Origin of the sequence: Sulfitobacter sp. 1A12157 (genome assembly GCF_043557345.1) — a bacterium.
Taxonomy (GTDB): domain Bacteria; phylum Pseudomonadota; class Alphaproteobacteria; order Rhodobacterales; family Rhodobacteraceae; genus Sulfitobacter.
In genome coordinates this window covers 117616-143568 of sequence record NZ_JBIFFV010000003.1, presented here as the reverse complement: position 1 = coordinate 143568, position 25953 = coordinate 117616, and the positions used below count along the sequence as shown (strand labels likewise).

29 protein-coding genes and 1 tRNA gene are annotated in these 25953 nt (G+C 63.9%); 18 read left to right on the top strand and 12 right to left on the bottom strand.

Annotated elements, in window-relative coordinates; genetic code table 11:
* Positions 1 to 249: 249 nt before the first annotated feature.
* The 4 genes from cysS to ACGYLC_RS07330 all read left to right on the top strand — a co-directional run bounded on the left by cysS (position 250) and on the right by ACGYLC_RS07330 (position 4911).
* Positions 250 to 1620, top strand: coding sequence for a cysteine--tRNA ligase (gene cysS / locus ACGYLC_RS07345; protein ID WP_394422370.1), 1371 nt, complete (start codon positions 250 to 252; stop codon positions 1618 to 1620).
* Positions 1621 to 1817: 197 nt separating this feature from the next.
* Positions 1818 to 3434, top strand: a complete 1617-nt coding sequence (gene cimA / locus ACGYLC_RS07340; protein WP_394422369.1) for a citramalate synthase — start codon at positions 1818 to 1820, stop codon at positions 3432 to 3434.
* A complete protein-coding gene (locus ACGYLC_RS07335; RefSeq protein ID WP_394422367.1) occupies positions 3431 to 4150 on the top strand; it encodes a class I SAM-dependent methyltransferase in 720 nt (239 codons plus the stop codon). The genes cimA and ACGYLC_RS07335 overlap by 4 nt, the downstream gene beginning before the upstream one ends.
* Entirely contained in the window at positions 4147 to 4911 is a 765-nt protein-coding gene (locus tag ACGYLC_RS07330; RefSeq protein WP_394422366.1) for a squalene/phytoene synthase family protein, read from the top strand. The genes ACGYLC_RS07335 and ACGYLC_RS07330 overlap by 4 nt, the downstream gene beginning before the upstream one ends.
* Before the next feature lie 4 nt (positions 4912 to 4915).
* On the opposite strand, the gene ACGYLC_RS07325 is transcribed toward ACGYLC_RS07330, so the two are convergent.
* Entirely contained in the window at positions 4916 to 6127 is a 1212-nt protein-coding gene (locus tag ACGYLC_RS07325; protein WP_394422365.1) for an MFS transporter, read from the bottom strand.
* Positions 6128 to 6249: 122 nt separating this feature from the next.
* Between ACGYLC_RS07325 and ACGYLC_RS07320 the strand changes: the two genes are divergently transcribed.
* The 3 genes from ACGYLC_RS07320 to ACGYLC_RS07310 are packed head-to-tail and all read left to right on the top strand — an operon-like array spanning position 6250 to position 8287.
* Positions 6250 to 6996 (top strand): precorrin-6A/cobalt-precorrin-6A reductase, encoded by a 747-nt coding sequence (locus tag ACGYLC_RS07320; RefSeq protein WP_394422364.1) that lies wholly within the window; start codon positions 6250 to 6252, stop codon positions 6994 to 6996.
* Entirely contained in the window at positions 6993 to 7607 is a 615-nt protein-coding gene (locus ACGYLC_RS07315) for a DNA-3-methyladenine glycosylase family protein (RefSeq protein ID WP_394422362.1), read from the top strand. Before ACGYLC_RS07320 ends, ACGYLC_RS07315 begins: the two co-directional genes overlap by 4 nt.
* A gap of 14 nt (positions 7608 to 7621) precedes the next feature.
* Positions 7622 to 8287 carry an alpha/beta hydrolase gene (locus ACGYLC_RS07310; RefSeq protein WP_394422360.1) on the top strand — a complete coding sequence of 222 codons (666 nt, stop codon included), beginning with the start codon at positions 7622 to 7624 and terminating at the stop codon, positions 8285 to 8287.
* Here the strand turns inward: ACGYLC_RS07310 and ACGYLC_RS07305 are convergent.
* Positions 8284 to 8727, bottom strand: coding sequence for a VOC family protein (locus ACGYLC_RS07305; protein ID WP_394422359.1), 444 nt, complete (start codon positions 8725 to 8727; stop codon positions 8284 to 8286). The two genes, ACGYLC_RS07310 and ACGYLC_RS07305, sit on opposite strands and share 4 nt — an antisense overlap.
* Before the next feature lie 145 nt (positions 8728 to 8872).
* Here ACGYLC_RS07305 and ACGYLC_RS07300 point away from each other — a divergent pair, with 145 nt between their 5' ends.
* The gene (locus ACGYLC_RS07300; RefSeq protein ID WP_067265843.1) at positions 8873 to 9457 is read left to right on the top strand and encodes an HNH endonuclease; all 585 of its coding nucleotides are present in this window, start codon (positions 8873 to 8875) and stop codon (positions 9455 to 9457) included.
* Positions 9458 to 9459: 2 nt separating this feature from the next.
* Here the strand turns inward: ACGYLC_RS07300 and xth are convergent, their stop codons facing one another.
* Complete coding sequence (gene xth / locus ACGYLC_RS07295) at positions 9460 to 10242, bottom strand: exodeoxyribonuclease III (protein WP_394402693.1); 783 nt, start codon at positions 10240 to 10242, stop codon at positions 9460 to 9462.
* A gap of 347 nt (positions 10243 to 10589) precedes the next feature.
* Between xth and ACGYLC_RS07290 the strand changes: the two genes are divergently transcribed.
* Both ACGYLC_RS07290 and ACGYLC_RS07285 read left to right on the top strand, forming a co-directional pair.
* A complete protein-coding gene (locus ACGYLC_RS07290) occupies positions 10590 to 10847 on the top strand; it encodes a hypothetical protein (protein ID WP_394422357.1) in 258 nt (85 codons plus the stop codon).
* 56 nt (positions 10848 to 10903) lie between these two features.
* A complete protein-coding gene (locus tag ACGYLC_RS07285; RefSeq protein ID WP_394422356.1) occupies positions 10904 to 11962 on the top strand; it encodes a DUF6902 family protein in 1059 nt (352 codons plus the stop codon).
* Positions 11963 to 11977: 15 nt separating this feature from the next.
* Here the strand turns inward: ACGYLC_RS07285 and ACGYLC_RS07280 are convergent, their stop codons facing one another.
* Entirely contained in the window at positions 11978 to 12301 is a 324-nt protein-coding gene (locus ACGYLC_RS07280) for an iron-sulfur cluster assembly accessory protein (RefSeq protein WP_067265985.1), read from the bottom strand.
* 96 nt (positions 12302 to 12397) lie between these two features.
* On the opposite strand from ACGYLC_RS07280, the gene ACGYLC_RS07275 reads away from it, so the two are divergent.
* The 7 genes from ACGYLC_RS07275 to scpB all read left to right on the top strand — a co-directional run bounded on the left by ACGYLC_RS07275 (position 12398) and on the right by scpB (position 19623).
* Positions 12398 to 13555: a deoxyguanosinetriphosphate triphosphohydrolase gene (locus ACGYLC_RS07275; RefSeq protein WP_394422355.1), complete on the top strand. Its 1158-nt coding sequence runs from the start codon at positions 12398 to 12400 to the stop codon at positions 13553 to 13555.
* A gap of 48 nt (positions 13556 to 13603) precedes the next feature.
* Entirely contained in the window at positions 13604 to 14224 is a 621-nt protein-coding gene (locus ACGYLC_RS07270) for a hypothetical protein (RefSeq protein ID WP_394422353.1), read from the top strand.
* 106 nt (positions 14225 to 14330) lie between these two features.
* Entirely contained in the window at positions 14331 to 16076 is a 1746-nt protein-coding gene (gene argS, locus ACGYLC_RS07265; RefSeq protein WP_394422352.1) for an arginine--tRNA ligase, read from the top strand.
* Between the two features lie 79 nt (positions 16077 to 16155).
* The gene (locus ACGYLC_RS07260) at positions 16156 to 17166 is read left to right on the top strand and encodes an SPOR domain-containing protein (protein ID WP_394422350.1); all 1011 of its coding nucleotides are present in this window, start codon (positions 16156 to 16158) and stop codon (positions 17164 to 17166) included.
* Positions 17166 to 18176, top strand: coding sequence for a beta-N-acetylhexosaminidase (gene nagZ, locus ACGYLC_RS07255; protein ID WP_394422349.1), 1011 nt, complete (start codon positions 17166 to 17168; stop codon positions 18174 to 18176). Before ACGYLC_RS07260 ends, nagZ begins: the two co-directional genes overlap by 1 nt.
* A complete protein-coding gene (locus tag ACGYLC_RS07250; protein WP_394403554.1) occupies positions 18169 to 18963 on the top strand; it encodes a segregation and condensation protein A in 795 nt (264 codons plus the stop codon). Before nagZ ends, ACGYLC_RS07250 begins: the two co-directional genes overlap by 8 nt.
* Positions 18964 to 18966: 3 nt before the next feature.
* The gene (gene scpB / locus ACGYLC_RS07245; protein ID WP_394403553.1) at positions 18967 to 19623 is read left to right on the top strand and encodes an SMC-Scp complex subunit ScpB; all 657 of its coding nucleotides are present in this window, start codon (positions 18967 to 18969) and stop codon (positions 19621 to 19623) included.
* A 19-nt stretch (positions 19624 to 19642) separates the two neighbouring features.
* Here scpB and ACGYLC_RS07240 read toward each other — a convergent pair whose 3' ends face one another.
* From ACGYLC_RS07240 to ACGYLC_RS07205, 8 genes are all read right to left on the bottom strand, one after another.
* Positions 19643 to 20719: a 2'-deoxycytidine 5'-triphosphate deaminase gene (locus ACGYLC_RS07240; RefSeq protein ID WP_394422576.1), complete on the bottom strand. Its 1077-nt coding sequence runs from the start codon at positions 20717 to 20719 to the stop codon at positions 19643 to 19645.
* Between the two features lie 79 nt (positions 20720 to 20798).
* Positions 20799 to 20875: transfer RNA gene (locus ACGYLC_RS07235), tRNA-Pro, on the bottom strand.
* Between the two features lie 67 nt (positions 20876 to 20942).
* The gene (locus tag ACGYLC_RS07230) at positions 20943 to 21869 is read right to left on the bottom strand and encodes a MerR family transcriptional regulator (protein WP_394422347.1); all 927 of its coding nucleotides are present in this window, start codon (positions 21867 to 21869) and stop codon (positions 20943 to 20945) included.
* A 3-nt stretch (positions 21870 to 21872) separates the two neighbouring features.
* Positions 21873 to 22175, bottom strand: a complete 303-nt coding sequence (gene ihfA, locus ACGYLC_RS07225; protein ID WP_067265868.1) for an integration host factor subunit alpha — start codon at positions 22173 to 22175, stop codon at positions 21873 to 21875.
* A 109-nt stretch (positions 22176 to 22284) separates the two neighbouring features.
* The gene (locus ACGYLC_RS07220) at positions 22285 to 23256 is read right to left on the bottom strand and encodes a beta-ketoacyl-ACP synthase III (protein WP_394422346.1); all 972 of its coding nucleotides are present in this window, start codon (positions 23254 to 23256) and stop codon (positions 22285 to 22287) included.
* Positions 23253 to 24329, bottom strand: a complete 1077-nt coding sequence (plsX, locus tag ACGYLC_RS07215; RefSeq protein WP_394403550.1) for a phosphate acyltransferase PlsX — start codon at positions 24327 to 24329, stop codon at positions 23253 to 23255. The genes ACGYLC_RS07220 and plsX overlap by 4 nt, the downstream gene beginning before the upstream one ends.
* A 50-nt stretch (positions 24330 to 24379) precedes the next feature.
* Complete coding sequence (gene rpmF, locus ACGYLC_RS07210; RefSeq protein WP_067265873.1) at positions 24380 to 24586, bottom strand: 50S ribosomal protein L32; 207 nt, start codon at positions 24584 to 24586, stop codon at positions 24380 to 24382.
* 200 nt (positions 24587 to 24786) lie between these two features.
* The gene (locus ACGYLC_RS07205; protein ID WP_067265875.1) at positions 24787 to 25338 is read right to left on the bottom strand and encodes a DUF177 domain-containing protein; all 552 of its coding nucleotides are present in this window, start codon (positions 25336 to 25338) and stop codon (positions 24787 to 24789) included.
* 90 nt (positions 25339 to 25428) lie between these two features.
* Here ACGYLC_RS07205 and ACGYLC_RS07200 point away from each other — a divergent pair, with 90 nt between their 5' ends.
* Positions 25429 to 25893 carry an outer membrane protein assembly factor BamE gene (locus ACGYLC_RS07200; protein WP_394422345.1) on the top strand — a complete coding sequence of 155 codons (465 nt, stop codon included), beginning with the start codon at positions 25429 to 25431 and terminating at the stop codon, positions 25891 to 25893.
* Positions 25894 to 25953: the final 60 nt, after the last annotated feature.

Here is a 25953-nt window from a genome sequence, read left to right as displayed (position 1 = left end):
AAGGGGGCAGAGCCTTGGGGCTTTGTCAATCCGCGCGGGGAAAGGCGGGGGCGGGCTTGCATAAAACTTAACCGGACAAGGGGCTTGGCGCAGGACGGCGCGCTTGCTACAACCCGGTTATGAACACCACAACGCTCATTATTTGCTGCATTACCCGCTGAGACATCCTCGCGGGCCGCTGTTCACGTCATTCCCATTCTGACTAAACTATGCCAAGCCCGCGTCACACCCGCGCAAGGACGCCTGCCCATGACCCGTGACCTGACGATCAAGCTGCATAACACCGCCACTCGGAAGAAAGAGGATTTCACGCCGATTGATGCGCAGAATGTGCGGATGTATGTCTGCGGCCCCACCGTCTACGACCGGGCGCATCTGGGCAACGCGCGGCCCGTGATCGTTTTCGATGTGCTCTACCGCGTGCTGCACCATGTCTATGGGCCGCAGCATGTGACTTACGTGCGCAATTTTACCGATGTGGATGACAAGATCAACGCCCGCGCCGCTGAGAGCGGGCGCAGCATTGGAGAGATCACCGCCGAGACGACGCAGTGGTATCTCGATGACATGGCCGCCGTGGGCGCCTTGGAGCCCGACCACATGCCCCGTGCGACACAGTATATCCCCCAGATGGTCGCGATGATCCGCGGGTTGATAGAGGAGGGCTACGCCTATGAGGCCGAGGGCCATGTGCTGTTCCGGGTGCGTAAATACGCCGAATATGGCGCGCTTTCGGGCCGGTCGGTCGATGACATGATCGCAGGCGCGAGGGTCGAGGTGGCGCCCTACAAGGAAGACCCGATGGATTTCGTGCTGTGGAAGCCTTCGGACGAGGGCACGCCGGGCTGGGATTCCCCATGGGGTGAGGGGCGTCCGGGCTGGCATATCGAATGCTCCGCCATGGCACATGACCTGTTGGGGGAGCGTTTCGACATCCACGGCGGCGGCATCGACCTGCAGTTCCCGCATCATGAGAATGAGATCGCCCAGTCGAAATGCGCGGGCCACGGGTTCGCCAACTACTGGCTGCATAATGAGATGTTGCAGGTCGAGGGCAAGAAGATGTCCAAGTCCCTGGGCAATTTCTTCACCGTGCGCGATCTGCTGGACCAGGGCGTGCCGGGAGAGGTAATCCGTTTCGTGATGCTCTCGACCCATTATCGCAAGCCGATGGACTGGACCAAGAAGAAGCGCGAGGAGGCCGAGAAGACCCTGCGCAAATGGTATCTTCAGGCGGCGGAGGCCGAGGCCGCGACGCCCGGGCCCGATCTGGTCGCGCTTCTGGCCGATGATCTCAACACCCACGGCGCGCTGACCGAATGCCACCGGCTCTCGGGCGCGGGCGATGCGGAGGGGCTGCGCGGTGCGCTGACGCTCTTGGGGCTGATGGACGCGCATATTCCCGATTGGGCCGCCGTGCAGGCGCTTGATCTGAGCGATGTTGAAGCCTTCCTCAGCGATGCCCGCGCCACCGCGATGGAGACCAAGGATTTCGCCGAGGTGGACCGGATCAAGAAGGCGCTGACCTCGGTCGGGATCGAGGTGCAGATGAGCAAGGACGGGGTGAAGCTGACGCCCCCGCCGGGGTTCGACCGCAGCGAGCTGGAGGGGGTGTTGTGATCCTCGCCGCTACCGCCTCCCGGCGCGCAGGCGCCATGCCCGACCTCCCCCCCCGGGAGGGCATTTTGCAACACCCGTCCCACGTGCTATGGTCAGAGAGCGGAAACTCTCAGGTCGCCCCAGGCGGCAAAGCCCTCCCGAGGTCGGGCATGGCGCCTGCGCGCCTTTGGTCAGGTTGGTTTCGGGAGAGCCGCCCCATGACCCGCGACCGCCTCACCCTCTATGACACCACCCTGCGCGACGGGCAGCAAACCCAAGGCGTGCAGTTCTCCACAGATGAAAAACGCCAGATCGCCGAGGCGCTCGACGCGCTTGGGGTGGATTACATCGAAGGCGGCTGGCCCGGGGCCAACCCGACCGACAGCGCCTTTTTCGACGCGGCCCCGCCGACGCGGGCGAGGCTCACCGCCTTTGGCATGACCAAACGCGCGGGCATGTCGGCTGAGAATGACGATGTGCTGGCCGCCGTGCTCAACGCGGGCACCAAATCGGTCTGCATCGTCGGCAAGACCCATGACTTCCACGTCAAGACCGCGCTCGGCATCACGCTGGCGGAGAACACCGACAACATCGCCAAATCCATCGCACATTTGGTTGCGCAAGGACGCGAGGCGCTTTTTGACGCCGAGCATTTCTTTGACGGCTACAAGGCCAATCCCGACTACGCGCTCGAAGCGATCCGCGCGGCCCATGACGCGGGCGCGCGTTGGATCGTGCTTTGCGACACCAATGGCGGCACGCTGCCCGATGAGATTGGCCGCATCACCCGCGCGGTGATCGCGGCGGGCATTCCGGGGGATCACTTGGGCATTCACACCCATGACGACACCGAGAACGCCGTGGCCTGCACGCTGGCGGCCATCGACGCGGGCGCGCGACAGATCCAAGGCACGCTCAACGGGCTGGGGGAGCGCTGTGGCAACGCCAACCTCACCACCCTGATCCCGATCCTGATGCTGAAAGAACCCTATGCCAGCCGCTATGAGATCGGGGTGAGCTCTGAGGCGCTGCGCGGGCTCACGCGCACCAGCCGGGTGCTGGATGAAATCCTGAACCGCGTGCCGATGAAACAGGCGGGCTTCGTCGGGTCTTCGGCCTTTGCGCATAAGGCGGGGCTGCATGCCAGCGCCATTGCCAAAGACCCCAGCACCTATGAGCATATCGACCCCGCGCTCGTCGGCAATACGCGCGTCATTCCGATGTCGAACCAAGCCGGACAATCCAACCTGCGCAAACGGCTGAGCGATGCGGGCCTCTCGGTCGCCAAGGGCGACCCGGCGCTTGGTCGGATTTTGGAGGTGGTCAAGGACCGCGAGGCGCAGGGCTATGCCTATGACACCGCGCAGGCGAGCTTTGAGTTGCTGGCCCGCGACGTGATGGGCCAGTTGCCGCATCTGTTTGAGGTGGAGCGCTACCGCGTTACCGTCGAACGCCGCCGCAATGCCGAAGGCCGGATGGTCAGCCTTTCCGAGGCGGTCGTGGTGGTCGATGTCGATGGGGAAAAACGGCTCTCGGTCTCGGAATCGCTGGACGAGGATGGCGCCGACCGCGGCCCGGTCAACGCGCTGTCCAAGGCGCTGGCCAAGGATTTGGGCAAATACAGCAGCCTGTTGGATGACATGCGTCTGGTTGACTTCAAGGTGCGCATCACCCAAGGCGGCACCGAAGCCACCACCCGCGTCATCATCGACAGCGAAGACGGGCAGGGGCGGCGCTGGTCCACCGTGGGCGTCAGCGCCAACATACTCGACGCCTCATTCGAAGCGCTGCTTGATGCGATACGTTGGAAATTGATCCGGGACCGCGCCCAATGACAGATGATATGACCGCCTTTTTCACCCTCCACCGGGATCTACCGCGCGAAGGGCCGGGGGAGCCTTCGGATGTGAGCTGGGCCGTGGAACAGGTCGATCTGCCTGCAAGGGCCGAGATTGCCGATGTGGCCTGCGGCCCCGGCAGCGACATCGGCGCCCTGCGCGCGGCGATCCCGCAGGGCCATGTAACCGCCCTCGATCAAACGGCGCATTTCGTCGACACCGCGCGGGGCCGGTTTGTGGCCGATGGCAATGTCACCCTGCTGCGCGCCGATATGGCCGCCATCGCCAATGAATACGATCTCATTTGGTGCGCCGGTGCGGTCTATTTCCTCGGCGTGACCGAGGCGCTGACCCGCTGGCGCAAATCGCTGCGCGCGGGCGGGGTTGTGGCCTTCTCCGAACCCTGCTGGCTGACGAATAGCCCGTCGGAAGAGGCCCGCGCGCAATGGGCGGATTACCCCGCGATGAGCGATGCAGAGGGCATTGCCGAGCGGGTCCGCGCGGCGGGCTATGAGGTCGTGGCGACCCGTGTCCTGTCGGATGAGGCTTGGGAGAATTACTACACCCCCTTGGAGGCGCGGATCGGAAAGCTGCGCCCCGGGGCGGAGGATGATCTGGCCGAAGTGCTCGATGCCGCCGAGGCAGAGATCGCCTGCTGGCGCGCGCATCGGGATGAGTTCGGCTATCTTCTGACGGTGGCACGCCCCGCATGACCTTCGACGCCGATCTGAACGCCTGCGCCGCCATGGTAGAGCGCGCCGACCCTTGGCGCTTTCGCGCCGCCATGGCCGCCCCCGTCGACACGCGCAAGTTGCTCTTCCCGCTCTATGCCTTCAACGTCGAGGTGGCCCGCGCCCCATGGGTCACCCAAGAGACGATGATCGCCGAGATGCGGCTGCAATGGTGGCGCGACGCGCTGGAAGAGATCGCCAAGGGCGGCCCGGTGCGGCGGCATGAGGTGACCACGCCGCTGGCCCGTGCGATCGCGCCGGAGGATGCGGACCTGCTTGACGAACTCGTCGCCGCGCGGCGGTGGGACATCTACAAAGACCCCTTCGAGGATGCCGGGCATTTCGAGCGCTATATCGACCAGACCGCAGGCCATCTGATGTGGGTCGCCGCCCGCCGCCTTGGGGCGGCGGATGAAGCGGTCGTGCGCGATGCGGCCTATGCCACTGGGATCGCCGCATGGCTCTGCGCCATTCCGAATTTGGAAGAGGCGGGCCGCGTGCCGCTGTTGGACGGCACGGCAGAGGGGGTCTCGGCCCTCGCCAAGGGGGCGCTCGACAGGCTGAAGTCGGCCCGCGCCAATCGGGGCAAGATCCCCAAGGCGGCGCGCGCGGCGCTGCTGCCGGCCGCCCATGCGGGGCCGGTGTTGCGGGCCGCGGTGGATGCGCCGGAAAAGGTCTCGCAAGCCGCGCTGCCTGACCCGCGCCGCCATTTCGCGCTGCGGGCCATGGCGTCGCGCTGGTAGGCGCTTAACTCAGCTGCGTCTCCTTGCGGCTGCGCAGCACCAGCCAGAGCAGCGAGCCGCCCGCCAACACCAAGAAGGGCACCATGGCAAGGTTCACCGCCGCCCAGCCTTCCTGCGCCGTGCCGCCCGCACAGTTCATCAGCCCGCCCGAGGCCAGCGAGGCCACAGTCACGCCGCCGAAGACCAAAAGGTCGTTCAAGCCCTGCATCCGCCCGCGCTCATGCGGCTCATGCGCGCCCGCCAGCATGGTGGTGGCCCCGATGAAGCCAAAGTTCCAGCCCAGCCCCAAAAGGATCAGCGCGACAAAGAAGTTGCCCAGTTCCACCCCCTGAAGCGCCACCAGCCCGGCGGCGGCAAGGATCGCAATGCCAAGGCCCATGATGCGCTCGACCCCGAAACGGTTGATCAGATGGCCGGTAAAGAAGGACGGCGCGAACATCGCCAGCACGTGGCCGGTGACCACATAGCCCGCGCTGTCTTGGCTATAGCCGCAGCCGACGACGGCCAGCGGGGTCGAGGTCATTACGAGGTTCATCAATGCGTATGAGACCATGGCGCAGATCACAGCGACGGCGATGCGCGGCGTGGTCAAAAGCTCCCACCGGCTGCGGCCCTTGGGCGCGTCATGGGCCGGGATCGGCGGTTTCGGAATGTCGATGAAAAGAAACAGCAGCGCCCCGATGAGGTTCACCGCCACCACGGCCATATAGGTGCCGAGAAAGGGGACAACGAGGCTCATCGACGTGGCCGTGGCAAGCTGCGGCCCGATGATGGCCGAGACAAGACCGCCAGCCATGACATAGGAGATCGCCTTGGGCCGAAAATCATCCGAGGCGGTATCGGCAGCGGCGAACCGGTAGAACCCCTGCGCCGACATATAGATGCCTGTCAGAAGCGACCCCAGCAGGAAAACCGGAAAGGAGGCGAGATAAAGCCCATAGGCCGCGACCGCGCCGCCCAAGGCACCGCCCGCCGCGCCCAGAAAGAACCCCGCGCGGCGGCCATAGCGCTGCATGATGGCCGAGACCGGCGTGGCCGAGAGCATGGAGCCCAAAACGATCATCGAAATCGGCAGGGTGGCCAGGCAGACATTGCTCGCAAGCGACTGTCCGGCAAGACCTCCGACAAGGAAAATCATCGGCATCTGCGCGCCGAGAAAGGCCTGTGCTGCCACCAGCACCGCTACGTTGCGCCGCGCGCGTCTGTCGTCGATCATGTCTGAATTCCTCACTTCCCGCCAAGGGGTAGCCCTGCCCTTGGGTAAGGGCAAGCCCGGCATCGGTTTTTGGCCCCCGATCCCGCTTGCGCCCGGCGGCAAGCTCGCCGATGATCACGCCGATGACCGCCGCCGTTCGCCCTTCGCTGACCCTTCTTTTGCTTGCTGGCACCGCCGAAGCGCGGCAGCTTGCACCCGCCTTGGTGCAGGCCGGGCACCGGGTCGCCGCTTGGCTGACCGAGCCGCCGCGCGGCAGCAACCCGATGCCGATGGCCTATGAGATGCGCGATGCCAGGGATGCCGCCGCGCTGCGGCGCGATATGGCGGGCTTCGATGCGGTGCTTGATCTTAGCCATGGGTTCGATGCGGGGCTGAGCCACGCAGGCTATGCCGCCGCCACTTCTCTGGGCAAACCCTTCGTCAGCTTTTCGCGGCCCCTTTGGCCCTTGGACAACCCGCTGCTGCAATCGGTGTCGGATGTCGCGGCCGCCGCCCGTGCCGTGCCGCCCGCCGCCCGCGTCTTTGCCGCGACCGGCTGGGCCAGCCTGCCCGCATTCCAACCGTTCAAGGGCGCGCGCCTCATGCTGCGGCAAACGAGCCGCCATGACCGCGCCGCGCCCTATGATTTTGTCGATCTGATCTTTGGCGATCCGCCATTCACCGTGGAGAGCGAGACGGCATTGTTCCGCGATTTTGGCGTCGACCTGCTGATTTGTCGCAACCTTGGCGGGCAGGCCAGCCGCCCGAAAGTCGACGCTGCCCTGTCGCTCGGCCTGCCGGTGATCCTGATCGACAGACCGCCACTGCCCGAGGGCGCGCCTTGCCTGACCGACCTCGACGCGATGCTGGATTGGGTGGCACGCCTGTGAGCCTCACGCCTCCGATCACCTGCGACGCCGATGTGGCCGAGGGCGCGGCATGGCTGGCCGAGCATGAGCCGCGTTTCGCCATGGCGCTGGCCCAGACCGGCCCGCTGCCGCTGCGCCTGCGCCCGCCCGGCTTCGCGGGGCTGCTCGACATCATCGTGGGACAACAGGTGAGCGTGGCCTCGGCCCGCGCGATCTATGCGCGGCTTGTCACGGCGGGGTTGGATCGGCCCGAAAACGTCCTGCGCGCCGGTGACGATGGCCTGCGCGCCGCAGGGCTAAGCCGCCCCAAAGCGCGCTATGTGTTGGGCTTGGCGGAACGTGATTTCGACTTTGACGCGCTGCACGGGCTGCCCGATGACGAAGCCATGGCCGCGCTGGTCGACATGCCGGGGATCGGGCCGTGGACGGCGCAGATCTATGTGATGTTCTGCCTTGGCCGCCGCGATATCTTTCCCAGCGGCGACCTTGCGCTGCAAGAGGCGGCGCGGGGGCTTTTCGATCTGCCTGCCCGTCCCAGCCCGAAAGACTTCTCTGCCATGGCCGCCGCATGGTCACCTTGGCGGTCGGTTGCGGCGCGGCTGCTCTTTGCCTACTACCGGGTGTTGAAATAAAAGGAAGGATTGTCATGACACGGGTTTTGAACGCCGAGCGCCGCGCGCCGGTCTCTGGCACCACACGGTCGGTGGTGGTGTTCCTGCATGGCTATGGCGCGAATGGCGCTGACTTGCTGGGCCTTGCCGATCCGCTGAGCGAGCATTTGCCCGACACGCTTTTCGTCGCGCCCGACGCGCCCGAGGCCTGCGCCGGTGCGCCGATGGGCTATCAGTGGTTCCCAATCCCATGGATCGACGGATCATCCGAAGAGGAATCGATGCGCGGGATGATGAGCGCGGTCGAAGACCTCGACGCCTTTCTCGATGCGCTGATGGTCGACGAAGACGTGCTGCCCGAACAGGTCGTGCTCTTTGGCTTTTCCCAAGGCACGATGATGTCGTTGCATGTGGCTCCGCGCCGCGAGGATGCGTTGGCGGGGGTCGTGGCCTTCTCGGGGCGTCTGCTCAACCCCGAAGCGCTGGCCGAGGAGGCGCGGGTCAAACCGCCGGTGCTGCTGGTCCATGGCGATGCCGATGACGTGGTGCCGCCGCAATCCTTGCCGCAGGCCGCCGAAGCGCTGCAAGAGGGGGGGTGGCAGGACGTTTACGCCCATGTGATGAAGGGCACGGGCCATGGCATCGCGCCCGATGGGCTGAGCGTGGCGCTGGCCTTCATGCGCGACAAACTGGGGCTTTAACCCTTCATCTCATCCCAAAGCCAGGGTTCGGCGAACTCAATCGAATTGCTAGCGGGGTCGCGCACATAAAGCGAGCGCGCCCCGTTGGGCCAATCAAAGCGGGTGTCGATCTCGACCCCGGCGGCCCGGAGCCGCGTCTCCATCGCGGCGATCTCATCACGTTTCATCGCAAAACAGACATGCCCCGGCCCCTGCGCCCCATGGGGCGGCACCGGCATTTTCGGATTGCCGGGCGGCTGCGCCGTGGCGGTGGGGTTGAAGACCAGCAAGACCGAAGGCCCAAGCGCAAAGAACATATGCCGGCCCGGCACCTCCTGAAACAGTTTCAGCCCCAGAACGTCTCGGTAAAACCTCCGCGCCGCGTCCAGATCCTCGACATAGACGGCGGCTTCGAGCAGGGATTGCGGGGCGGGCGCATCGGGCAGGGGGCTTTTCGACATGCCACAAGGTTACCAAACTCTGCCCATCTGTCACACCTCTGTCGTAATCTTTGGGCAAAACCGGCGACATCTAGTGGTTCACCTTTGTCTTGCCAGAGAGAAACCGCGAGATATAGTGGCTAAAACGGGCAGAGGACGCGACCAGATGGACGGCGATTTCAGGACCGAATTTACCCGCCACCCGGCGGCGCTCAAACACCACCCCGCGCTGGTGCTCAACGCGGATTACCGACCTTTATCCTATTACCCGCTGTCGCTTTGGCCATGGCAGGAAGCGGTAAAGGCCAAATGGCTCGACCGGGTCGAGATCGTTGCCGAATATGACGAGGTGGTGCGCAGCCCCTCTACGGTGATCAGGATCCCGTCGGTTGTCGTTCTCAAAGACTATGTCAAACCTCAAAAGCGCGTGGCCTTCACGCGCTTTAATTTATTTCTGAGGGATGAATTTCGCTGCCAGTACTGCGGCGCGAAGGGGGATCTGACCTTTGACCATGTGGTGCCGCGTGCTGCCGGTGGGGTGACGAGTTGGCAAAACGTGGTCGCCGCTTGTAGCCCTTGCAACCTGCGCAAAGGCTCGCGGCCCCTGCACCGCACGGGGCTTGCCCTGCGCAAACCGCCGCGGCAACCCGCCGCCGAAGAGCTGCGCAACATGGGGCGCAAATTCCCGCCCGGCCATCTGCACGAAAGCTGGATGGATTTCCTCTATTGGGATGCCGAACTGGAGGCCTGATCTCAGATATCCAGTTCGACCCAGATGGGCACGTGATCCGACGGTTTGTCGCGCCCGCGCACGTCGCGGTCGATCTGGCAATCGCGCAGTCGGTCGGCCACGGTGGGCGACAGCAGGAAGTGGTCGATGCGGATGCCGTTGTTGCGGTTCCACGCCCCGGCCTGATAGTCCCAAAAGGAGTAATGCCCCGGCCCTTGGGTACGCGCCCGGAAGGCATCCGTAAGGCCAAGGTTCACCAGCCGCCGCCATGCGGCGCGGGATTCGGGTCGGAAGAGGGCATCTTCGCGCCAGCTGTCGGGTGTGGCGGCATCCTCGGCCTGCGGGATGATGTTGTAATCTCCCGCCATGAGGAAGGGCGTTTCCTCGGCCAGAAGTGCTTCGGCACGGGCTTGCAGCCGCGCCATCCATGCGAGTTTATAGTCATATTTCGGCCCCGGCGCCGGGTTGCCATTGGGCAGGTAGAGCCCGCAGACCCGCAGGGCCATGTCGTCACCCACCACCGTCGCTTCGATCCAGCGCGCCTGATCGTCGGCATCATCGCCCGGCAGGCCGCGAGACACATCCTCAAGCGGCAGTTTCGACAGGATCGCCACGCCGTTGAAGGATTTCTGCCCGTGGGTTTCGACGTTATAGCCGCGCTCTTCGAGCATTTCGCGGGGGAAGGCCTCATCCACCGACTTGATCTCTTGCAGCACGACAACGTCCGGCTGCGCCTCGTCAAGCCAGTCGGGAAGGCCCGCCGCGCGGGCCTTGATACCGTTGATGTTGAAACTCGCGATCTTCATATCCGGCCCTCATTCGACGTCCGCCTGCTATCGCGCAATTGGCGGCGCGGAGCAAGGGGAAGGCATGCGCGCTTAAGGTGATTCTCTGACCCAATTTCCCGCTATTGTAGAGGTTCTGCGAGTGGGTCGCCCGTATTGTCTCGGTCTTGCCCTGTGGGTGGGATTTGTTTTTCTCCCCAGTCCGACAAAGAAAATCAGAATTGAGGCGAGACTGTGCAGCGACCTTAATGTGGATAGGTGTTGCAGTACAATGTGTTAGCTCAAAAACGCTTGGATTAACACGCTTAACGTGCGTCAGTTGGTCTACTACATCTTTAAATTGCAAAGCACTTTGAAAGGACCATACGATGACTGCTATTTTTGCACACGACTTCGCCCCCGTAACAGCCCTACAGACAGAGGACAATCCAATGGCGCTTGGCGCCGGTGTTGGCCTGTTCACCACCGGCCTCAACCGTGGGGGCGGCGACATGCTGTTGGGCGAGGGGGTTGAGATGTTCACCACCGGGTTACAGCAGGACCGCAGCAGCATCTCGCAAGGCGGCGGGGTCGACCTGTTCACCACTGGCCTCGCCCCGGCTGAGGTGCTGCCCTTCAGCGGCTGAAACTGTGCAAGCGGGCGGCTTTGTCGCCCGCCGTTCCCCCTGACGGAGGCCATACGGTGACCAATGTTGTTCTGCTGAGACCTGACGAACGCCAAGACCCGGCCATTCAAACGGCCCGGCTGATCCAAGCCTTTGCCGTGGGGCGGCGCGCGCAGGGGGATGTCTTTTGGCTAAAGGAGAACGCCGAGTTTCTTGGGGCGCTGGCGAGCACGGGCGCCACCCTCGACAGTGCGGCGCTTCAGCCGTTGGCTGGCTTCCATCGGGGCTGCCGGGATCTGCTGCGCGATTTCCCGCAATATTACCGTTTCATCCTGTCGATCTGCCTCGACCTCGAAGACCTCGGCCTGCCTCGGCACCACGGCGCGGGCCTTTGTGCCAAGGTTGCGCGGGCAGGGCTGGAGGGGGCGGAACTGTCGGATCTGCAACGGGCCGAGACGCGCCGTCTGCTGCGCCGCCGGGGCGTCGGGCCGCAGGTGAATGACGGGGCGCTCGGCCAACGGTTGCGCGATTTCATCGCCCGCAGCGCCACCTTTGCCATGCCCAATCGCAAGGCGGCCTATGAGTTGACCCATATCGTTTTCTACCTGTCGGACTATGGCCGCCGGTGCCCCGACCTGCCTGAGGCGGCTTTGAAAAGCCTGCATTTCACGGGGCTGCTGGCCTTTCTCGATCAGGATATGGACCTGCTGGCCGAGGTCTGCGCCGCGCTGCGTTTTGCCGGGCAAGCCCCCAGCCCGCTGTGGGAGGATGCCATTGCCGCCAGCCACCGTGCCATGCGGGTCTACGCCGATGAGGGTGCACCTTTGCGGGACGATTACCACCAATGGCTCGTCACCGGCTGGGCCATGCGGATTGCGGGCCGACCGTTGCGATCTACGCCCATCCCCAAAGGCGCATTGCGTTTTCGCACAAGTAACAAGGCGGTGGGGGCGCTGCGGCCCTTGGCAACTTGCCTCAGCGACATGGGCGCAAACCGCCGGGCCGACTGGGAGCAGATGCGCCCGCATGTGCTGTCGTATCTCTGCCCGGAAAGCCACGCGACCCTGCTGCGCGCCGAACGCGCCGGGCCGTATTTCGAAGAGTTCTTCGAGGGGTTCGCCCGGGCGCGCGCCTAAGCGCGCCCGAAAGACTTACATCGAAAAGGACGTGCCGCAGCCGCAGGCCGCTGTCGCGTTCGGGTTCTCGATGGTGAAACGCGCGCCGATCAACTCTTCGGTAAAATCGATCACGGCGTCGGCCAGAAATGGCAGGGATACGCTATCGACCACCACCTTCTGACCGCTGCCTTCCAGAACAAGGTCATCTTCGGCGGGCTCATCCAGCGCGATGTCGTATTGAAAGCCCGAGCAGCCGCCGCCTTCGACAGCGATGCGCAGGGCCTTGCCTTCGTCTGCGGCCCCGATCTCGGCGAGGCGTTCAAAGGCGCGGGGGGTGACTTTGGGGGGCAGGTTCATCTGCGGGCTCCGATGCATCGGTTTTCTTTCGCGTTCCTCTAACATATAGAAAGCACAAGGACAGGTCACAAGGACCGCGAGAGAGGACCAGCCGCGATGCGCGCAAAATTCGCCTCTGATCCGGACACCGCCAAGGGACGGTTGGTGCCGGAAGAGGAAAGCACTTTTCGCTCCTGTTATCAGCGGGATCGGGACCGGATCATTCATGCCTCCGCCTTTCGGCGGCTGAAGCACAAAACGCAGGTCTTTGTGGAGCATGAGGGCGACTATTTCCGGACCCGTCTGACCCATTCCATCGAAGTGGCGCAGGTCGCGCGGACCATCGCGGGCGCACTGCGTTTGAATGGCGAGCTGACCGAGGCCGTGGCGCTGGCCCATGATCTGGGCCACACGCCCTTTGGCCACACCGGAGAGGACGCGCTGCACAAGCTGATGGAACCCTACGGTGGCTTCGATCACAACGCGCAGGCGATCAAGATCGTCACCACGCTGGAGCGGCACTATGCCGAATTCGATGGACTGAACCTAACGTGGGACACGCTGGAAGGCATCGCGAAACACAACGGGCCTGTGACGGGCGAGGTGCCCCATGCGCTGGCCGACTATAACGCGCGGCACGACTTGGAACTGCACACCCATGCCAGCGCCGAGGCGCAGGTCGCCGCGCTCTCCGATGACATCGCCTATAACAACCACGACCTGCACGACGGTCTGCGCGCGGGGCTGTTCACCGAAAGTGAGATCGCCGAGCTGCCCATGGTCGGCCCCGCCTATGCCGAGGTTGACCGGCTCTACCCCGAGACCGACAGCTACCGCCGCCGTCATGAGGCGCTGCGGCGGGTCTTTGGGGTGATGGTCGGCGATGTGATCGAAACCTCGGCCGAGCTGCTGAATGGCTCGAGAGCGCAATCGCCTGACGACATCCGTCATCTGGGTCGCCCGGTGATCCGTTTCTCAGCCCCCGTCTGGCAAGACCTGCGCGAGATCCGCAAGTTTCTCTTCACCCGCATGTATCGCGCGCCCTCGGTGATGGAGAATCGTGAGAAGGTGACCAAGGTGGTCGAAGACCTGTTCCCGCTGTTCTTGTCACAGCCCAACCTACTGCCGCGCCATTGGGCGGCGGCAATCGAGGCGGCAGAGGATGAAACCACGCTGGCGCGGATGGTGTCTGACTACATCGCCGGTATGACCGACCGTTTCGCCCTGCAGGAACACGCCCGTCTCTTCGGCAGCGACCTGCGCAGCTTCCGCTAGTCTTCGCGGCATGGTAGTCTGCTTTTGTTGATCCATAGGTGAGTTGACATGATACAAACCCCCGTTCTGCCGGAAAGTCTGGCCGGTGACGCGACCTTCGCGATCCTCTCGGCGGGGCAGGCGCCGGGGCCTGCGGTGGTCAAACGCGCGGCGGAACTGGGGGCGGAGGTCGTGGCGATGGACCGCGATCCTGCGGTGCTGGCGCGGTTGATGAGCCAATCGGCAAAACGTGTCGAAGGGCTGGCGCTGGCGGGCGATCTTGTTGCGCGGTTTGAGCCGTTGCACCGCAATTGGGGCGGCACGCCGCTGCATATGGTGCTGAACCTGATGCCGCTCGACCCCGAAGATTGCTGCAAAGGCACGGACGCGCAGATCCGCGGGCTCTCGGCCATGGTGCGTGCCTTGGGCCGGGGTCTGGTGGCCGGGCAGGGGGCGGTGGTGACCGTCCTGGCGCGGCCGAGCCAACCTTTGGCGCTGGCCGGGCACGCCATGATCGGTGCGTTTGAAGCGGCCAATGCCGCGCTAGACAAGGTGTTCGGGCCGCGGGGGCTGCATTTCCACCTGATCACCGTGCCCGAGGGGCAGGCAGAGCTTGCAGCGGAAAGCGCGCTGTTCCTCGGCTCCGAGGCGGGGCGACGGCTCCGATCTGGGCGTTTGGACCTCGGCTGAGCGCGCCGGTTCAAACGCCACTCCCGATCTTGGGCCGCGACGGCCTGACGCTTGATTGACTGCACCCCCGCACATGATAAACGGGCGGGGAACAAGGATACCCGACATGAACCTATTTGCCGAAATTCGCCATCTCATCATTGCGACGCTGGAACAGATGGTCGCGCAGGACGCCCTGCCTGCGACCCTGAACTTTGACCCGATCACCGCTGAGCCGCCGCGCGACCCGGCCCATGGCGATATGGCCACCAATGCCGCGATGGTGCTGGCCAAACCTGCGGGCATGAAACCGCGCGACATCGCCGAAGCACTGGCCGCGCAATTGCAAAACGATCCGCGCATCACCTCTGCCGAAGTGGCGGGGCCGGGGTTCATCAACCTGCGTCTTGCGCCTTCGGTTTGGCAGAACGTCGCCCGTCAGGTGTTAAGCCAAGGCACCGATTTTGGTCGCGCGATCCTTGGCGCGGGTCAGCGGGTGAATGTCGAATATGTCTCGGCCAACCCGACGGGGCCGCTGCATGTGGGTCACACCCGGGGCGCGGTCTTTGGCGATGCGCTGGCCAGCCTGCTGGATTTTGCGGGCTATGACGTGACGCGGGAATACTACATCAACGATGGCGGTGCGCAGGTCGATGTGCTCGCCCGGTCGGTCTATCTGCGCTACCTCGAAGCCAACGGCAAAGAGGTGGCCTTCCCCGATGGCACCTATCCCGGCGACTACCTGATCCCGCTGGGCGAGGCGCTGGCCAAGATGTACGGCGACAAGCTGGTCGACCAGCCGGAAAGCGAATGGCTGGACGATATCCGCGAATTCGCCACCGATGCGATGATGAACCTGATCCGCGACGATCTGGCGGCATTGGGTGTCGAGATGGACGTCTTCTATAGCGAAAAATCGCTCTATGGCACAGGTCAGATCGAAGCGGCCATCGCCTCGCTCGAAGCTAAGGGGTTGATCTACGAAGGCGTGTTGGAGCCGCCCAAGGGCAAGAAGCCCGAGGATTGGGAGCCGCGTGAGCAGACCCTGTTCAAATCCACCGAACATGGCGACGATGTGGACCGCCCGGTCAAGAAATCCGATGGGTCTTGGACCTATTTCGCCCCCGACATCGCCTATCACTACGACAAGGTCAGCCGTGACTTCGACATGCTGATCGACGTCTTTGGCGCGGATCATGGCGGCTATGTCAAACGGATGAAAGCCGCTGTCTCGGCGCTCAGCGACGGTCATGTACCGCTCGACATCAAGCTGACGCAACTGGTGAAGCTCTATAAGAACGGTGAGCCCTTCAAAATGTCCAAACGGGCAGGGACATTCGTGACCCTACGCGACGTGGTGGATCAGGTCGGCCCCGATGTGACGCGTTTTGTCATGCTGACGCGCAAGAACGATGCGATGCTCGACTTCGATTTCGACAAGGTGCTGGAGCAAAGCCGCGAGAACCCGGTTTTTTACGTGCAATACGCCCATGCCCGGGTCGCGTCGATCCTGCGCAAAGCCGAAGAGGCGGGGATCGAAGTGGCGGACGCCACGTTGCTGGACGCGGAGCTGTCCAAGCTTGACCATGAGGCCGAGATCGGCCTGCTGCGCAAGCTTGCCGAATGGCCCCGTTTGGTCGAGACCGCCGCGCGCAGCAATGAGCCGCACCGGGTGGCCTTCTACCTCTATGAACTGGCCTCTGACTTTCACAGCCTCTACCACTTGGGCCGGTCCGAGGATGGCTTGCGCGCCTTGCAAGAAGGGGACGCACCCACCTCGCAGGCAAAAATCGCGCTGTCGCGTGCCGTGGCGATTGTAATTGCGGCGGGTCTTGGTATTCTCGGGGTCACACCGGCGCAGGAGATGCGGTAACCGCACCAGCGCGCCGAAAACAGGCAACCCCATGACCAGACCCGCGTGGCGATGTATCACGCCGGGCAAAGAGGCAGAGATGGCAGATTTCACGTCTTCCCCGACGACGGCGGGCTATGCGCCCGATTCCGCGCATAGCTACGCAGTGGGCAGCGCGCCCAAGACCCTGACAATGCTCACCAATATCGCGGGCGCCGTGGTGTCCTTGGCGCTGGTGGCGGGGATCGGTGTTTGGGGCTACAAACTGCTCGTGCGTGACGTGACCGGCATTCCGGTGGTCCGCGCGATCGAAGGCGAGATGCGCGTGCGCCCCGAAGAGCCGGGCGGTGAATTGGCGCGCCATCAGGGGCTTTCGGTCAATGTCGTTGCCGCCGAAGGCAGCGCCGGGCGCCCGGCGGATGAGCTGCGCCTCGCGCCGCGCCAGATCGAATTGCAGGACGAAGATCAGCCTGTTCAAGTGGCGATGGTTGCCGCAAAGTCACAGGGTACTGCGACCCCAGCCGTGGCGCGTGAGGATGACGGTGACCTGATCGACGCCTCCGCCGCGATCCGCTCAGGCAATGTCCAAGACCTCGTGGCGCAGCTGACCAATGGCGTGGCCCCGCTTACCGGTGAAGAGGCCATCGCGGGCAATCCTGTCGATGCCGCCGTGGCGATGGCCTTGGCCGACACTTCCGTGCAGCCCAAAGTGGTCAAGGCCGTGCTGAACGCGCCGGGCGTGCGCAACTCCCTGCGCCCGCGCCGCCGTCCGGCGGGCGGTGCCGTGGTGACCCCCGCCGCCGTGCAACGCAATCCCGTCGCCACCGCCACCCCCGAAGTCGATCCCGCATCGCTGCCCGTCGGCACCCGCATGGCCCAGCTTGGCGCCTTTGACAGCCCCGAGGTCGCCCACGAACAATGGGACCGTTTGCAAGGCCGTTTCGGTGCCTATCTCGAAGGCAAAAGCCGCGTCGTGCAAAAGGCCACCAGCGGCGGGCGAGTCTTCTACCGCCTGCGTGCCATGGGCTTTAACGACATCGCCGACGCGCGCCGCTTCTGCTCGGCCCTCGTGGCCGAAAACGCGGATTGCATCCCGGTGGTGATGCGCTGATGCGCCCCTTCGGGGCCACGATCCTCGACGCGACGGGCCATCGGCTCAGCGGCGAGGAAAAGGCGTTCTTTCGGGACGTGCGGCCCTTTGGCTTTATCCTCTTCGCCCGCAACATCGACAGCCCCGACCAGCTGCGCGCGCTCTGCGAAGAGATGCGCGAGGCGGCAGGGCATGAGGCCGTCATCACCATCGACCAAGAAGGCGGCCGCGTGCAGCGCATGCGCGCGCCGCATTGGCGCGATTGGATGCCGCCGATGGACCTCGCCGCCCGCGCCGGCGATCAGGCGCGCCGGGCCTTTTACCTGATGTACCGGATCGTCGCCCATGAGCTGCACAGCGTCGGGATCGACAGCAACTGCGCCCCGCTGATCGATGTGGCCGGGCCAAACACGCACCGTTTCCTGCGCAATCGCTGCTATGGCGAAACGCCGGGGCAGGTGGCCGAGATTGGCCGCGCCGTGGCCGATGCGCTGCTGGCCGGAGGGGTCTTGCCAGTGATGAAACACATGCCCGGCCATGGCCGCGCGACGCTTGACAGCCACCATGATCTGCCCCGCGTCGCGGCCCGCCGGATCGATCTGGAGGCGGTCGATTTCGCCCCCTTCCGCAGCCTGCGCGACCTGTCGATGGGGATGACGGCGCATCTGGTCTATGACGCGCTGGACGACGACGCCCCGGCGACCCTCTCGCCCGAGGTAGTGCGGCTGATCCGCGAAGAGATCGGCTTCGACAACCTCGTGATGACCGATGACATTTCGATGAAAGCGCTACAAATGACCCCGGCGGAGAGCACCCGCGCGGCCCTTGCGGCAGGCTGTGACGTGGCACTTTTCTGCAACGGCCCGCTTGAAGAGCGCCGCGCGGTGGCCGAAGCGGCGGGTGAGATGACCCCCGCCGCCCAGACCCGCGCCCTGCGGGCCATGGATGCGCGGCAAACCCCCGATGACGTTGACATCGACGCCCTCAGCGCCCAGCTTGAGGCGCTTCTGGGCGGGACATTGCATGGCTGACACGACATTTCAGGAAGACCGGGGCGGGGCAGGCAGCACCGTGGCCGACCGGCTGGCCGCCGAAGCCTTCATCATTGACGTCGAAGGCTATGAAGGACCGCTCGACCTGCTGCTGTCGCTCAGCCGCACGCAAAAGGTCGATCTGCGCAAGATCTCGGTGCTCCAACTGGCGCGGCAGTATCTGGCCTTTGTCGACCGCGCCAAGGAGCTGCGGTTGGAACTGGCGGCGGATTACCTCGTCATGGCCGCTTGGTTGGCTTTCCTCAAGTCGCGTCTGCTGCTGCCGCCGGACCCGACCGAAGAGGGCCCATCGGGCGAAGAAATGGCGGCGCATCTGGCGTTCCAACTGGAACGTTTGCAAGCCATGCGCGACGCCGCCGCGCGTCTGATGGCGCGCGATCAGCTTGGCCGGGACTTCTTTGCCCGGGGCCAGACTCAAGAGATCACCAGTGTCAAAAAGGTCACCTATACCGCGACCCTGCTGGACCTGATGCAGGGCTACGCGCGCACCCGCACGCGTGAGGATTTTCGCCCTTTCGTGATGGACCGCGACAAGGTCTTCACCATGGAAGAGGCGCTAGAACGGATGCGCGGGCTGATCGGCTATGCGGGCGATTGGGGCGATCTGAACAGCTACCTGCCCGAAGGGTGGGAAAGCGATCCGGAGCGCCGCCGCTCGGCCACGGCGGCGACCTTTGCCGCCTCTTTGCAACTGGTCAAAGAGGGGCATATGGAGATCCGCCAAAAAGAGATCTTCGCCCCCATCCAACTGCGCAAGAAGGATTGATGCGTGCCGGAAGAGATTGAAACAAAAGAAAAGAAACTGTTCGACGCGCCCTCGCTCGCCGAACAGGAGCGTATGATCGAAGCCGTGCTTTTCGCCAGTTCCGAGCCGATTACCCTGCGTGAACTCGAAGCGCGGCTGCCGCGCGGCTCGGACGTGGGCGAGGCGATGGCCTTTCTGCGACACCGGTATCAGGGGCGCGGCGTGCAGGTGATGAAAGTTGGCGATGCCTATGCCTTTCGCACCGCGCCCGACCTTGGCTTTCTGATGCACCGCGAGACGGTCGAGACCCGCAAGCTCAGCCGCGCGGCGATCGAGACTTTGGCGATCATCGCCTATCACCAGCCCGTCACCCGCGCCGAGATCGAAGAGATTCGCGGCGTATCGGTATCGCGCGGAACGGTCGACCAGTTGCTCGAGATGGCGTGGATCCGCTTTGGCCGCCGCAAGATGACCCCGGGCCGTCCGGTCACCTTTGTCGTCACGCAGGAGTTTCTGGATCACTTCGGTCTGGAAAGCGCGCGGGATCTGCCGGGGCTGAAAGAACTGCGCTCTGCCGGATTGCTGGAGAACCGTCCGCCCGCCGGTCTGCTCCCCTCTGTGGGCGATGGCGAAGACGAGCCGGAAGCGACCGAAGGGCAGAGCGAGCTGTTCGAGGATTGATCGGCGGCGCGCCGCGCACTTACGCGGCGCGGAAATGCTTCGACAGTTTCAGCCCCTGACCTTGGTAGTTCGACGCGATGTCGGCGCCGTAAAGCTGGCTGGGGATCTGCGCCATATGCTCATAGACCAAACGGCCCACGACCTGCCCATGCTCCAGCACGAAGGGCGCCTCGTGACAGCGCACTTCAAGCACCCCACGTGAGCCTGCGCCGCCTGCCTCGGCATGACCGAAGCCCGGATCGAAGAAGCCCGCGTAATGCACGCGGAACTCTCCGACCATCGCCAAATAGGGCGCCATTTCAGCGGCATAGGCCGGCGGGATCGTCACCGCTTCGCGGCTGACAAGGATATAGAACGCGCCGGGGTCGAGGATGATCTGACCGTTGGTGCTATGCACCTCTTCCCAATATGCGGCGGGGTCGTAGTGGCCAATCTTGTCGAGGTCGATCACCCCGGTATGCGGCTTTGCGCGGTAGCCGACGAGGCTGGTGCCGGGCAGCCGCAGATCGACGGAGAAGCCCAAGCCCTCGTCGATCACGGCGGTCCCATCCACCAGCGGCGTCTTGGCATGCAGCGCGCGCAGCGCGTCGTCGTCGAGGGTCGCATCCCCACTGCCGAAACGAACCTGATTGAGCCGCATCCCGGGCCGTACCAGCACCGAGAAAGAGCGCGGGCAAATCTCGGCATAGAGCGGGCCGGTGTAGCCCGGCGCAATGCGGTCGAATTCGGTGCCGCCATCGGTGATGGTGCGGGTCAACAGGTCGAGCCGCCCGGTTGAGCTTTTCGCATTCGCGACGGCAGAGACGCCCTCGGGCAGCGCCAGCCGCTCCATCAGCGGCACCACATAGACGCAACCCTTTTCCAGCACGGCCCCTTCGCTGAGGTCGACGCGGTGCATCTCGAACTCCGTCAGACGATCCGAAACCTTGGCCCCATGCCCGGCAAGGAAAGACGCGCGGACGCGATAGGCGACGTTGCCGAGGCGAAGGTCAAGACTGGCGGGCTGGATCTGGGCAGAGGTGACCGCGGGATCGGCGGCAATGGCGCCGCTTTCGATCATCGCTGCAATCTGCTGGTTGGGGAGCACCCCGTTCATCGCATTGGGCATCGGGCGCGGCCTTCTTAAATGACAAACGCCCGCGCGTTAGCGGCGCGGGCGTTTTGTTGTAGTCGGTTGGTCGGGCTAGCAGGACTCGAACCTGCGACCTTCCGTCCCCCAGACGGACGCGCTACCAGGCTGCGCCATAGCCCGACTACGTGGGCTTCATACCCGATCTCGCAGGGGGTGCAAGAGGGAATTGCCAATCTTTTCATCGCGATTAGAAATTTGTTTCCGCGCCGGCATCGGCGGCCATGCGCGCGCGCAATTCGGCCAGATCCAGCAGCAGACCGGCGACCTGCGGTTGCACGTCACGGGGCAGACGATGGACGCGGGCGCCTACGCTCAGCAGCCCAGGCCGGGCGGGGAAATCGGCTTCGGGGGTGAAATCGGGCAGGTTGATGATCGCGGGTTTCGGTGTGTCGTCTTCGGGGGCTTCCGCCTTGGCCTCAGCAGGGGCGGATGAAGACTTTGCGGTCTCTTCGGGCTCAACCGCCAGCGGGCGCTTGAGGAACTCAGGGAGGCCGGGCTCAGACGCAGATTCCGGCTTGGGCTCCTCTAGAGTCTCATCTTCGGACGCAGGGAGTTGCGGCGCATCGGGTGTGGCGCTGTCAGAGGGAGCCAGCGGATCGGGGGTGGCCCGTGGGTGATCGTCGGCGGGGGGCACTGGCGAGGGGCGTTGTGCTGTCGCGGGGGCGGGCTCTTCTACCTCCGCCGCGCTCTCCTGCGGGGTATCAACCGGCTCGGCCGTCTCCGCGCTCCCCTCATCCCCGCGCGCTTCCGTCTTCGCGCCGAAATTCAGAACCACACCGGTCTCTGGCCGGATAATGTCCGGTTTGCGCGCAGGGCGCGGCTCCACGAAGTCCAACTCGTCAAGCGGGGCGGAGAGGGCGGAGACATGGGTCATCCCTTCCTCACGCAGGATCTTCTGAACGCCTTTGATGGTCAGCCCATCGTCATGCAGCAACTTCTTGATCCCACCCAGCAGCAGCATATCGGCAGGGCGGTAATAACGCCGCCCGCCCGCCCGTTTGATGGGTTTCACTTGGGTAAACTTACTCTCCCAAAACCGCAGAACATGGGCTTGGATACCGAGCCAGTCAGCGACTTCGGAGATGGTGCGAAAAGCGTCCGGCGATTTGACCATGGGTCAGGACTTGTTGCCTTCGGCAACCCGGTCTTTCATCAGATGCGAGGGGCGGAAGGTCAGCACCCGGCGTGGGTTGATCGGAACCTCTTCGCCAGTTTTCGGATTGCGGCCCACACGCGCGGTCTTGTCGCGGACCGAGAAAGTACCGAAAGAGGAAATCTTGACCTGTTCCCCATCGACCAGAGCGTCGGACATATGCTCTAGCACGGCTTCGACCAGCTGAGCACTCTCATTGCGAGAAAGACCGACCTCACGAAATACAGCTTCGCTTAAATCCATGCGCGTCAATGTCTTGTTCGGCATTATATCCCCCATGCTTTCCAATAGCATATGCTGCTCAGATTTTTAGAGTCAACATCAATGCCCGGATCGAGCACGATTCGGCAGAGATTTTCCGCGTTAGCTCAGGGACTTACCAGCGCAGGACGACAGAGCCCCACGCCAGACCACCGCCGATGGCTTCGGTGACGATCAGATCGCCCTTGTTGATCTGACCACGCTCACGGCCCACCGACAGCGCCAGTGGGATCGAAGCGGCAGAGGTGTTGCCATGGTCCTGCACGGTCACGACAACGCGTTCCATCGGCAGGTTCAGTTTCTTGGCGGTGCCTTGGATAATCCGGATATTGGCCTGATGCGGCACGATCCAATCCACATCCTCGGCGCTGACACCCGCGCGCTCCATGGCGGTATTGGCGGTCGCGGCGAGTTTTTCGACCGCATGGCGGAACACCTGATTGCCCTGCATTCGCAGATAGCCCGTGGTGCCGGTGCTGACTCCGCCATCGACGTAGAGCAACTCGCGGTAGCGCCCGTCGGAATTCAGGTCAGTCGCGAGGATCCCGCGATCCTCGGGCGTGCCTTGCCCCTCTTGCGCCTCAAGCAGCAGCGCGCCCGCGCCGTCACCAAAAAGCACACAGGTCGACCGGTCGGTCCAGTCCATGATGCGGCTGAAAGTCTCGGCCCCGATCACCAGCACATTGCGCGCCTGACCGGAGACGATAAGCGCATTGGCGTTTGCCAGCGCATAGACGAAACCCGCGCAAACCGCCTGCACGTCAAAAGCGAAACCGCTGGTCATGCCCAATTCGGCCTGCACCATGGTCGCAGCCGAGGGGAAGGTCAGATCGGGGGTGGAGGTGGCCACGACGATCGCGTCAACCTCCGAGACATCGCGCCCCGCGTCTTCGAGTGCGCGGCGCGCGGCGGCGCTGGCCATGGAAGAGGTCGTTTCACCTTCGGCGGCGAAGTGGCGGCGTTCGATGCCCGAGCGCGAGCGGATCCATTCGTCATTCGTGTCGAGGGTCGCTTCAAATTCGGCATTTTCCACGACACGGGCGGGCAGGTAGTGGCCACAACCAGTGACAACGGCGCGCAGGCTCATTTGACGGACTCCTCAGCTGGCAGCGTCGCGGCGACGCGAGCGGCTAGCTTGTCATTGAATTTATTCTGCGACAACTGCGCGGCGAGTTTGATCGCAGCGGAGATGCCGGTCGCATCGGCGGAGCCGTGCGACTTTACCACCGTGCCGTTCAGGCCCAGAAACACGCCGCCGTTTACGCGGCGCGGATCGATCTTTTTGCTGAGGCGGCGCAGAGAGGTATAGGCCAGCAGCGAGGCGAGCCGCGACAGGGGCGAGTATTTGAATGCTTCGCGCAGGCGGTTGCCGATCATGCTGGCTGTGCCTTCGCCGGTCTTGATCGCCACATTGCCGGTGAACCCATCGGTCACGATGACATCGGCGCGGTTACCCGAGATATCGCCGCCCTCGACGAAACCGACGAATTCGAACCCGGTGGCATCGCCTTGGGCGCGAATCAAATCATAGGCTTCTTTGAGTTCGGTGCGGCCCTTATGCTCTTCGGTGCCGACATTCAGCAGGCCCACACGGGGGCGCTGCAAATCCATGCCGTTGCGGGCGTAGGAGGTGCCCATGAGCGCGAAGCGCAACAGATCGTCGGCATCGGCGCGCACATCGGCGCCCACGTCGAGCATCACGTTGAAGCCCTGCGGGTTGGAAGAGGGGTAGAGCACGGCAATTGCAGGGCGATTCACGCCTGGCAATTTGCGCAGTCGGATCATCGACATCGCCATCAGCGCGCCGGTATTGCCGCAAGAGACAGCCACAGCCGCCTCTCCGCTGCGCACGGATTCGATGGCGGACCACATGGAACTGTCCTTGCCGGTGCGCACGACTTGGCTGGGCTTGTCGTTCATCGTGACGACATCCGTGGCGTGACGTATCTCGCAACGGCCCGACAATTCACCACGTTTGGCGATCAATGGCTCCAACTGGTCACGCGGACCATGCAGAATGAAACCGATATCGGGATTTGCTGTCGCGGAAAGCGCACACCCGGCAACAACTGCTGCCGGGCCTTCGTCACCCCCCATCGCGTCGACCGAGATCAGGGTGTGTCCGGCTTTCGCGTTGGGGTGATCGGGCTGGGCCGTCATCAGTGCGAATGCCTCACTGCCTAAGAGAAAACCTTAAAAACTACCGCAGCTTATGCTGCGTCGTCTTCCAGGTCCACTTCTTCGGTCAGGGCGACAACTTCGGCGTCGTCATAGTGACCGCAAGCCGCGCAGATGTGGTGGGGGCGCTTCAGCTCACCGCAGTTCGAACATTCGTTCGGGTTCGCCGCAGAGAGCGAATCGTGGGCGCGGCGGTTGTTGCGGCGGGATTTGGATACTTTATTCTGTTGGACAGCCATGTCTGGTGCCTTTGCCTTCGGGGTTGCTGACTTGGCAAAGCAGGCCGCAACCGTGTTTCAATTCGGACCCCGTTTCGGGCGTGACGACGCTTTAGGGCCGCAGCCGCGCAATGTCCAACCTTAATTCGGGTGAGGGCGGCAAAATAACGCGAAACCGGCACGATGCAAGCGCGAATTTCCGCGGTTTTCCGCTTGTTTCCTTAGGTTTCGTCTTTCTTCAGCGCATCGCGCAGCGCGCCCAAGCCCGCAAAGGGCCGCGCGTCTTCGTCGGTCATCGGCTTTTGACCCGGTTCGGCATGGACCATCTGGCCCAGTTCCGCATCGCCCTTGCGGGGATATTCCGGCACCTCCAGCGCCAGCGCCTCGATCATGACCTGCGCGGGGTCGATCCATTGGCCCAAAGGCTCTGTCGTATCGTCCTCGGGCATCTCAACCTCCTCTTCTTCGGGGAGTTCGAAATCATGGATGAAGCGGCGGGTGATATCGGCGTCGATCCGCGTGGTCACCGGCTCGAGCGTCACCACGCAGGGCTGCACCACAGTTGCGCCGAGTTTCCCGTCAAGCTGCCAGTCCTGCTTGCCGAGCGGTTTGATGCTGCCCGAAAAGCTGAGTTTGCGCAGGGCCGAAAGGTCCAGCTCCTCGGCAATCTGCGCCAGCGCTTCTGCTTCAGGGCGCAGCGCGAAGGCGTTCGGCTCCGTCTGAGACAGGTCCGCGACCCGAAGAGCGGTGGGCGTAGGTGATTTGCGCGACATGAGATCCGACTTTCGTTTCTTGTACACTTGGGGTGCCTTGGTGTATGCGAAATAAAAGCCATAATCCGTCAGGGCAAGAGGGCAGACCAAATGCGCAAAACCAAACAGACCGGCAAGACGTACCTCCGGATCGCGGGTATGGGCCTTGCACTGCTTTTGACCGCCTGCAGCCCGCAGTATGAGAACCACGGCTATGTGCCGCCGCAAGACCAGCTTGAGCAGGTCGTCGTGGGCAGCGATACCAAGGAAAGCGTCGCGCAGAAGATCGGTGTGCCCACTGTTTCGGGTGTTTTGAGCGATGATAGTTACTATTACGTTAAGATGCGCAAACGCGCGCTCGGCTTTATGGCCCCGAAAGAGATCGAGCGTGAGGTCGTGACCGTCAGCTTCAACGAGGCCGGTGTGGTGTCGAATGTCGAACGCTTCGGGCTTGAGCGCGGGCAGGTCGTGCCGCTGTCGCGTCGCGTGACGACATCGCCGGTGGCCGACAACACCTTCCTGCGCCAGCTTCTGGGCAACCTTGGCCGCTTCAGCCCGTCGGCCTTCGGCAGCTAAGTTCCTCTTGCCATGCCCTGGCAGCGGGGCAGGGCCGCGGATAAGCGAAGGCGACCTCGC

Bases quoted from the DNA above. Each gene is read 5' to 3' on its own strand.
- cysS (WP_394422370.1), top strand. From the start codon at position 250: ATGACCCGTGACCTGACGATCAAGCTGCATAACACCGCCACTCGGAAG.
- cimA (WP_394422369.1), top strand. From the start codon at position 1,818: ATGACCCGCGACCGCCTCACCCTCTATGACACCACCCTGCGCGACGGG.
- ACGYLC_RS07335 (WP_394422367.1), top strand. From the start codon at position 3,431: ATGACAGATGATATGACCGCCTTTTTCACCCTCCACCGGGATCTACCG.
- ACGYLC_RS07330 (WP_394422366.1), top strand. From the start codon at position 4,147: ATGACCTTCGACGCCGATCTGAACGCCTGCGCCGCCATGGTAGAGCGC.
- ACGYLC_RS07325 (WP_394422365.1), bottom strand. From the start codon at position 6,127: ATGATCGACGACAGACGCGCGCGGCGCAACGTAGCGGTGCTGGTGGCA.
- ACGYLC_RS07320 (WP_394422364.1), top strand. From the start codon at position 6,250: ATGACCGCCGCCGTTCGCCCTTCGCTGACCCTTCTTTTGCTTGCTGGC.
- ACGYLC_RS07310 (WP_394422360.1), top strand. From the start codon at position 7,622: ATGACACGGGTTTTGAACGCCGAGCGCCGCGCGCCGGTCTCTGGCACC.
- ACGYLC_RS07305 (WP_394422359.1), bottom strand. From the start codon at position 8,727: ATGTCGAAAAGCCCCCTGCCCGATGCGCCCGCCCCGCAATCCCTGCTC.
- ACGYLC_RS07300 (WP_067265843.1), top strand. From the start codon at position 8,873: ATGGACGGCGATTTCAGGACCGAATTTACCCGCCACCCGGCGGCGCTC.
- xth (WP_394402693.1), bottom strand. From the start codon at position 10,242: ATGAAGATCGCGAGTTTCAACATCAACGGTATCAAGGCCCGCGCGGCG.
- ACGYLC_RS07290 (WP_394422357.1), top strand. From the start codon at position 10,590: ATGACTGCTATTTTTGCACACGACTTCGCCCCCGTAACAGCCCTACAG.
- ACGYLC_RS07280 (WP_067265985.1), bottom strand. From the start codon at position 12,301: ATGAACCTGCCCCCCAAAGTCACCCCCCGCGCCTTTGAACGCCTCGCC.
- ACGYLC_RS07275 (WP_394422355.1), top strand. From the start codon at position 12,398: ATGCGCGCAAAATTCGCCTCTGATCCGGACACCGCCAAGGGACGGTTG.
- ACGYLC_RS07270 (WP_394422353.1), top strand. From the start codon at position 13,604: ATGATACAAACCCCCGTTCTGCCGGAAAGTCTGGCCGGTGACGCGACC.
- argS (WP_394422352.1), top strand. From the start codon at position 14,331: ATGAACCTATTTGCCGAAATTCGCCATCTCATCATTGCGACGCTGGAA.
- ACGYLC_RS07260 (WP_394422350.1), top strand. From the start codon at position 16,156: ATGGCAGATTTCACGTCTTCCCCGACGACGGCGGGCTATGCGCCCGAT.
- nagZ (WP_394422349.1), top strand. From the start codon at position 17,166: ATGCGCCCCTTCGGGGCCACGATCCTCGACGCGACGGGCCATCGGCTC.
- ACGYLC_RS07250 (WP_394403554.1), top strand. From the start codon at position 18,169: ATGGCTGACACGACATTTCAGGAAGACCGGGGCGGGGCAGGCAGCACC.
- ACGYLC_RS07240 (WP_394422576.1), bottom strand. From the start codon at position 20,719: ATGAACGGGGTGCTCCCCAACCAGCAGATTGCAGCGATGATCGAAAGC.
- ACGYLC_RS07230 (WP_394422347.1), bottom strand. From the start codon at position 21,869: ATGGTCAAATCGCCGGACGCTTTTCGCACCATCTCCGAAGTCGCTGAC.
- ihfA (WP_067265868.1), bottom strand. From the start codon at position 22,175: ATGCCGAACAAGACATTGACGCGCATGGATTTAAGCGAAGCTGTATTT.
- ACGYLC_RS07220 (WP_394422346.1), bottom strand. From the start codon at position 23,256: ATGAGCCTGCGCGCCGTTGTCACTGGTTGTGGCCACTACCTGCCCGCC.
- plsX (WP_394403550.1), bottom strand. From the start codon at position 24,329: ATGACGGCCCAGCCCGATCACCCCAACGCGAAAGCCGGACACACCCTG.
- rpmF (WP_067265873.1), bottom strand. From the start codon at position 24,586: ATGGCTGTCCAACAGAATAAAGTATCCAAATCCCGCCGCAACAACCGC.
- ACGYLC_RS07205 (WP_067265875.1), bottom strand. From the start codon at position 25,338: ATGTCGCGCAAATCACCTACGCCCACCGCTCTTCGGGTCGCGGACCTG.
- ACGYLC_RS07200 (WP_394422345.1), top strand. From the start codon at position 25,429: ATGCGCAAAACCAAACAGACCGGCAAGACGTACCTCCGGATCGCGGGT.